At 71.6% G+C, this 6,694-nt stretch carries 4 protein-coding genes and 1 riboswitch; of the genes, 1 reads left to right on the plus strand and 3 read right to left on the minus strand.

Annotated features, from left to right (window positions below; translation table 11 throughout):
• Positions 1–124: 124 nt before the first annotated feature.
• The 3 genes from ACFWA7_RS31575 to ACFWA7_RS31585 all read right to left on the minus strand — a co-directional run bounded on the left by ACFWA7_RS31575 (position 125) and on the right by ACFWA7_RS31585 (position 4,021).
• The gene (locus tag ACFWA7_RS31575; protein ID WP_385826526.1) at positions 125–895 is read right to left on the minus strand and encodes a M23 family metallopeptidase; all 771 of its coding nucleotides are present in this window, start codon (positions 893–895) and stop codon (positions 125–127) included.
• Positions 896–908: 13 nt separating this feature from the next.
• Positions 909–1,069, minus strand: a riboswitch (cyclic di-AMP (ydaO/yuaA leader).
• A gap of 214 nt (positions 1,070–1,283) precedes the next feature.
• On the minus strand, positions 1,284–2,651 hold the full coding sequence (locus ACFWA7_RS31580; protein ID WP_385545463.1) for a M16 family metallopeptidase: 1,368 nt from the start codon (positions 2,649–2,651) through the stop codon (positions 1,284–1,286).
• A 17-nt stretch (positions 2,652–2,668) separates the two neighbouring features.
• On the minus strand, positions 2,669–4,021 hold the full coding sequence (locus tag ACFWA7_RS31585; protein WP_385545398.1) for a M16 family metallopeptidase: 1,353 nt from the start codon (positions 4,019–4,021) through the stop codon (positions 2,669–2,671).
• A 180-nt stretch (positions 4,022–4,201) separates the two neighbouring features.
• Here ACFWA7_RS31585 and ACFWA7_RS31590 point away from each other — a divergent pair, with 180 nt between their 5' ends.
• On the plus strand, positions 4,202–6,652 hold the full coding sequence (locus ACFWA7_RS31590; RefSeq protein WP_385545396.1) for a DNA topoisomerase (ATP-hydrolyzing) subunit A: 2,451 nt from the start codon (positions 4,202–4,204) through the stop codon (positions 6,650–6,652).
• Positions 6,653–6,694 lie beyond the last annotated feature (42 nt).

Here is a 6,694-nt window from a genome sequence, read left to right on the forward strand (position 1 = left end):
CGGTGACATGCCGTATGCAATGCATATCTTTTGGCCACGGACGGCTCCCGGCGCGCCCGACGGCGACGCCGAAGCCCCCGGCGCGGACGCCGGGGGCTTCGGTGGAGGTTCGGGGACGGCCGCGTCAGACGTTGACGCCGCGCGAGCGCAGATACGCGATCGGGTCGATGTCCGAGCCGTACGACGAGCCCGTGCGGGCCTCGAAGTGGAGGTGCGGGCCGGTGGTGTTGCCGGTGTCGCCGGAGATGCCGATCTGCTGGCCCGGCTCGACGCGCTGGCCGACGGAGACGCCGATGGACGACAGGTGGCCGTACTGCGTGTACGTGCCGTCGTTCATGCGGATGACGATGTTGTTGCCGTAGGCGCCGCCCCAGCCCGCCTCGACGACGGTGCCCAGGCCGACGGCGTGCACCGAGGTGCCCTCGCCCGCGTGGAAGTCGATGCCGGTGTGGCTGCCGGAGGACCAGATCGAGCCGCCGGTCTTGTAGCCGGTGGAGACGTAACTGCCGTCGATCGGGGCGACGAAGGAGTTGAGGCGCTTGCGCTCGGCCTCGCGGGCGGCGCGCTCCTTGGCGGCGCGCTCCTCCTTGGCCTTCGCCTCGGCCTTGCGCTTCGCCTCGGCGGCGGCGCGGGCCTTGTCGGCGGCGTGCTTCTGGGCGGCGGCCTGGGCGTCGATGCGGTCGGCGAGGGAGTCGCCGATCACGATCGCCTGGGTGATGCCGGTGTCCTCGACGGAGGCCGCGGCGGGCGCCGAGGTCTCGGCGGCCAGGGCCGGGGAGGCGAGAGTGCCCACGACTCCGGCGGTGGCGAGAGTGGCGATGCCCGCTATGTTCGCGCTCTTGCGCGACATGGCGCTCGGACGACGGTGCTTCCCGGTGGCACGGGTGAACGCCATGAAGGGGCGGTGTCCTTTCCTTCCATCTCGCCTACCGGGTTAGCTGACGGGTTCGGAGCTGGAAGGTCTCCTACGGGCTCCTCCGCGGGCGGAGGCGTCCGATTCACCCCAGGGACTGAGTGGGTCCCCGGCTCCCCTGGCTCGCGCCAGTTGGGGACTCGGCGATCGCTGTCCGGTGCCGCGGCTGCGACGGGTGGTAACGGACAGCGCGACTGACGCTAGACGGCTGATCTTTCAATCACCAAACAGACACGTCTTTTTGTTGCCCACGCCACATGACAGACAGGCAACCTCCCCAACAAATCGGACATAAAGGAGGACCCCGGCGGCACATCGGCCACCGGGGTCCTCCTCCCACGCACGCGCCCGCGCGCGCCGGTCCGCTCAATCAGCCCGCGACGACGGTGACTTCACCGATGCCGAGCGCCTTGACGGGCTCCTCGATCTGCGCCGCGTCCCCGACGAGGACGGTCACCAGACGGTCCACCGGGAAGGCGCTGACGACCGCCGCGGTGGCCTCCACGGTGCCCGTGTCGGCCAGCAGCGCGTACAACTGCGCCTGGAAGTCGTCCGGGAGGTGCTGCTCGACCTGGTCGGCCAGCGTCCCGGCGACGGCGGCCGCCGTCTCGTACCTGAGCGGGGCCACGCCCACCAGGTTCTGCACGGCGGTCTCCCGCTCGGCGTCCGTGAGCCCCTCGGCGGCGAGCTTGCGCAGCACCGTCCACAGGTCGTCGAGGGCCGGGCCGGTGTTGGGCGTGTCCACCGAGCCGCTGATGGCGAGCATGGCCGCGCCGGTGCCCTCCGCGCCGGAGCGCAGCACCTGACCGTACGCACGCACTCCGTACGTGTAGCCCTTCTCCTCGCGCAGGACGCGGTCCAGGCGGGAGGTGAGCGTGCCGCCCAGGCAGTACGTCCCGAGGACCTGGGCGGGCCAGACGCGGTCGTGGCGGTCCGGGCCGATCCGGCCGATCAGCAACTGCGTCTGGACGGCGCCGGGCCGGTCGACGATGACCACGCGGCCGGTGTCGTCGGCGGTGACCGGGGGCATCGGGCGCTCCTCGGCCGGGGTGCCGGTCCAGGCGCCCAGGGTGTCCGCCAGGATCGCGTCCAGGTCGGTGGCGCCCAGGTCGCCCACGATCACGGCGGTGGCCGCCGCCGGGCGTACATACGCCTCGTAGAAGGCCCGCACCGCTCCCGCGTCGATCCGCGTGACGGTCTCCTCGGTGCCCTGGCGCGGGCGCGACATGCGCGCGGTGGCCGGGAAGAGCTCCCTGGAGAGCTGCTGGGCGGCGCGGCGGGCCGGGTTGGCCAGCTCGTGCGGGATCTCGTCCAGGCGGTTGCGGACCAGCCGGTCGACCTCCGCGTCGGCGAACGCGGGGGCGCGCAGCGCCTCCGCGAGCAGGCCGAGCGCCTTGGCCAGCCGGGAGACCGGCACCTCCAGGGAGACCCGCACGCCCGGGTGGTCCGCGTGCGCGTCCAGGGTGGCGCCGCAGCGCTCCAGGTCGGCGGCGAACTCCTCGGCGGAGCGCTTGTCGGTGCCCTCGGAGAACGCGCGCGCCATGATCATGGCGACGCCGTCCAGGCCCGCCGGCTCGGCGTCCAGCGGGGCGGCGAGGAAGATCTCGACGGCCACGACCTGCTGGCCGGGGCGGTCGCAGCGCAGCACGGTGAGCCCGTTGGGCAGGGTGGCGCGGCCGGGGGCGGGGAACGCCCAGGGACGCGCGGTGCCGGCGGCCGGCTGGGGGTGGAACTGCATGGTCACGCCGGTCTCGCTCACTGCTCTGCTCCCTCTGCGTCGGCGTCGGCCGCGTCGTCTGCTTCGGCGGTGGTCGGCTCGTACACCAGCACCGCCCTGTTGTCCGGGCGCAGGGTGGCCCGGGCCGCGTCCCGCACCTCCTCGGCGGTGATGTCGAGCACCCGGTCGACGGCGGTCAGGGCGAGCTGGGGGTCACCGAACAGCACCGCGTACCTGCAGAGTTCGTCGGCGCGGCCCGCGACCGTGCCGAGCCGGTCCAGCCACTCGCGCTCCAGCTGGGCCTGGGCGCGCTCCATCTCCTCGGCCGTGGGGCCCTCTTCGGCGAACCGGGCCAGCTCGTCGTCGACGGCCGACTCGATGTCGGGGACCTCGACGCCGCCGGACGTCTTGACGTCCAGCCAGCCGAGCGAGGGCGCGCCGGCGAGGCGCAGCAGGCCGAACCCGGCCGCCACGGCGCTCTGGTCGTGGCGCACCAGGCGGTTGTGGAGGCGGGAGGACTCGCCGCCGCCGAGGACGGTGAGCGCCAGGTCGGCGGCGTCGCACTCGCGCGTGCCGTCGTGCGGCAGCCGGTAGGCGGCCATCAGGGCGCGCGCGGGGACGTCCTCGTGGACGACCTCGCGCAGCTGCTCGCCGATCACGCCGGGCAGCTCGCCGTCGCGCGGGGGCTGCTTGCCGTGGTGGGTCGGGATCGAGCCGAAGTACTTCTCGATCCAGGCGAGCGTCTGCTCGGGGTCGATGTCGCCGACGACCGAGAGGACCGCGTTGTTCGGCGCGTAGTACGTACGGAAGAAGTTCCGCGCGTCCTCCAGCGTCGCCGCGTCCAGGTCGGCCATGGAGCCGATCGGCGTGTGGTGGTACGGGTGGCCCTCCGGGTAGGCCAGCGCGGTGAGCTTCTCGAACGCCGTGCCGTACGGCACGTTGTCGTACCGCTGGCGGCGCTCGTTCTTGACGACGTCGCGCTGGTTCTCCATGGACTCCTCGTCCAGTGCGGAGAGCAGCGAGCCCATGCGGTCGGCTTCCAGCCACAGCGCCAGTTCGAGCTGGTGGGTGGGCATGGTCTCGAAGTAGTTGGTGCGCTCGAAGCTGGTGGTGCCGTTGAGCGAGCCGCCCGCGCCCTGCACCAGCTCGAAGTGACCGTTTCCGTGGACCTGGTGCGAGCCCTGGAACATCAGGTGCTCGAAGAGGTGCGCCAGGCCCGTGCGGCCCTCGACCTCGTGGCGGGAACCCACGTCGTACCAGAGGCAGACCGCGGCGACCGGGGTCAGGTGGTCCTCGGAGAGCACCACGCGCAGGCCGTTGGCCAGCCGGTGCTCGGTCGCTGTCAGGCCGCCGGAGCCGGCCTGGGCGGTGGCCGTGTGACCCATGGGCATGTACGTCCCTTCGATCGCGGTGAAGAAGTCCTGCCACTGTATGCAAGCGCACCGACACCTGGCGAAGTTCCCGGGTCGCGGTCTGCGTTGTCAGTGGGACGGTCCACAATGGTCGGCGTCAGCAGCAGACCTTGTTGGTGGTCGCTAGAAGAACTCGTTGGTGAAGGAGCCGCAGCCGCGATGGCCCGCCGCAGCACGAAGACCCCGCCGCCGGACGATTTCGAGGAGAAGATCCTCGACATCGACGTCGTGGACGAAATGCAGGGCTCCTTTCTTGAGTACGCCTACTCGGTGATCTACTCGCGGGCCCTGCCGGACGCCCGCGACGGCATGAAACCGGTCCACCGCCGCATCGTCTACCAGATGAACGAGATGGGCCTGCGCCCCGAGCGCGGCTACGTGAAGTGCGCGCGCGTGGTCGGCGAGGTCATGGGCAAGCTCCACCCGCACGGCGACGCGTCGATCTACGACGCCCTTGTGCGGATGGCGCAGCCCTTCTCCATGCGCCTGCCGCTCGTCGACGGCCACGGCAACTTCGGCTCGCTCGGCAACGACGACCCGCCGGCCGCGATGCGCTACACCGAGTGCAAGATGGCCGACGCCACTTCGCTCATGACGGAGTCGATCGACGAGGACACCGTCGACTTCTCCCCGAACTACGACGGCCAGGAGCAGGAGCCGGTGGCCCTGCCCGCCGCGTTCCCGAACCTGCTGGTCAACGGCGCGACGGGGATCGCGGTCGGCATGGCGACCAATATGCCGCCGCACAACCTGGGCGAGGTCATCGCCGCCGCCCGCCATCTGATCCGGTACCCGAACGCGGACCTGGAAGCACTGATGCGCTTCGTCCCCGGCCCGGACCTGCCGACCGGCGGCCGGATCGTCGGCCTGTCCGGCATCAAGGACGCGTACGAGTCGGGCCGCGGCACCTTCAAGATCCGCGCCAAGGTGGCGGTGGAGAACGTGACGGCCCGCCGCAAGGGCCTGGTCGTCACGGAACTGCCGTTCACGGTCGGCCCGGAGAAGGTGATCTCCAAGATCAAGGACCTGGTCGGCTCGAAGAAGCTCCAGGGCATCGCCGACGTCAAGGACCTCACCGACCGCTCGCACGGTCTGCGCCTGGTCATCGAGGTCAAGAACGGCTTCGTCCCCGAGGCCGTCCTGGAGCAGCTCTACAAGCTGACGCCGATGGAGGAGTCCTTCGGCATCAACAACGTGGCGCTGGTGGACGGCCAGCCGCTCACCATGGGCCTCAAGGAGCTCCTGGAGGTCTACCTCGACCACCGCTTCGAGGTGGTGCGCCGCCGCAGCGAGTTCCGCCGCACCAAGCGCCGCGACCGGCTGCACCTGGTGGAGGGCCTCCTCGTCGCGCTCCTCGACATCGACGAGGTCATCCGTCTCATCCGGTCGAGTGACAACTCGGCGCAGGCCAAGCAGCGCCTGATCGAGCACTTCTCGCTCAGCGAGATCCAGACGCAGTACATTCTGGACACCCCGCTGCGCCGCCTCACCAAGTTCGACCGCATCGAGCTGGAGAGCGAGCGCGACCGGCTCACCGGCGAGATCGACGAGCTGACCGGGATCCTGGACTCCGACACCGAGCTGCGCAAGCTGGTCTCGACCGAACTGGCCGCGGTGGCCAAGAAGTTCGGCACCGAGCGGCGGACGGTCCTGCTGGAGTCGGCGGGCGCGCCGGTCGCGGCCGTGCCCCTGGAGGTCGCGGACGACCCGTGCCGGGTGCTGCTCTCCTCGACGGGCCTGCTGGCGCGTACGGCGAACGCGGAACCGCTCGCGGAGGCCGAGCGGCGCACCAAGCACGATGTGATCGTGTCCGCGGTGCCCGCGACCCAGCGCGGCGACGTCGGCGCGGTCACCTCGGCCGGGCGGCTGCTCCGGCTCGCCGTGATCGACCTGCCGCAGCTGCCGGACACGGCGGCCGCGCCCAACCTCTCGGGCGGCGCCCCGGTGTCGGAGTTCCTGACCCTGGAGGCCGACGAGACGCTGGTCTGTCTGACGACCTTGGACGAGTCGTCGCCGGGTCTGGCGATCGGCACCGAGCAGGGCGTGGTCAAGCGCGTGGTGCCCGACTATCCGGCCAACAAGGACGAGCTGGAGGTCATCACCCTCAAGGACGGCGACCGGATCGTCGGCGCGGCGGAGCTGCGCACCGGCGAGGAGGACCTGGTCTTCATCACGGACGACGCCCAGCTGCTGCGCTACCAGGCCTCGCAGGTGCGGCCGCAGGGCCGCCCGGCGGGCGGTATGGCGGGCATCAAGGTCACCGAGGGCGCCAAGGTGATCTCGTTCACCGTGGTCGACCCGGCGGCGGACGGGGTGGTGTTCACGGTGGCGGGCTCGCGCGGCACGCTGCTCGGGGACTCGGCGGCTACCGTCAAGCTGACGCCGTTCGACCAGTATCCGCGCAAGGGCCGGGCCACCGGCGGGGTGCGCTGTCAGCGGTTCCTGAAGGGCGAGGACATGCTGGTCCTGGCCTGGGCGGGCGCGGCCCCGGCGAAGGCGGCGCAGGCCAACGGCACGCCGGTGGAGCTCCCGGAGCCGGACCCGCGCCGCGACGGCTCAGGCACGCCGCTGGGGCACACGGTGACGGTGCTGGCGGGCCCGGCGTCGTAGCGGGCCCGGTTCGCCGGCGGACCCGGGGGCGGGGCTATGCCC

Origin of the sequence: Streptomyces sp. NPDC059994 (assembly GCF_042737755.1) — a bacterium.
Classification (GTDB): domain Bacteria; phylum Actinomycetota; class Actinomycetes; order Streptomycetales; family Streptomycetaceae; genus Streptomyces.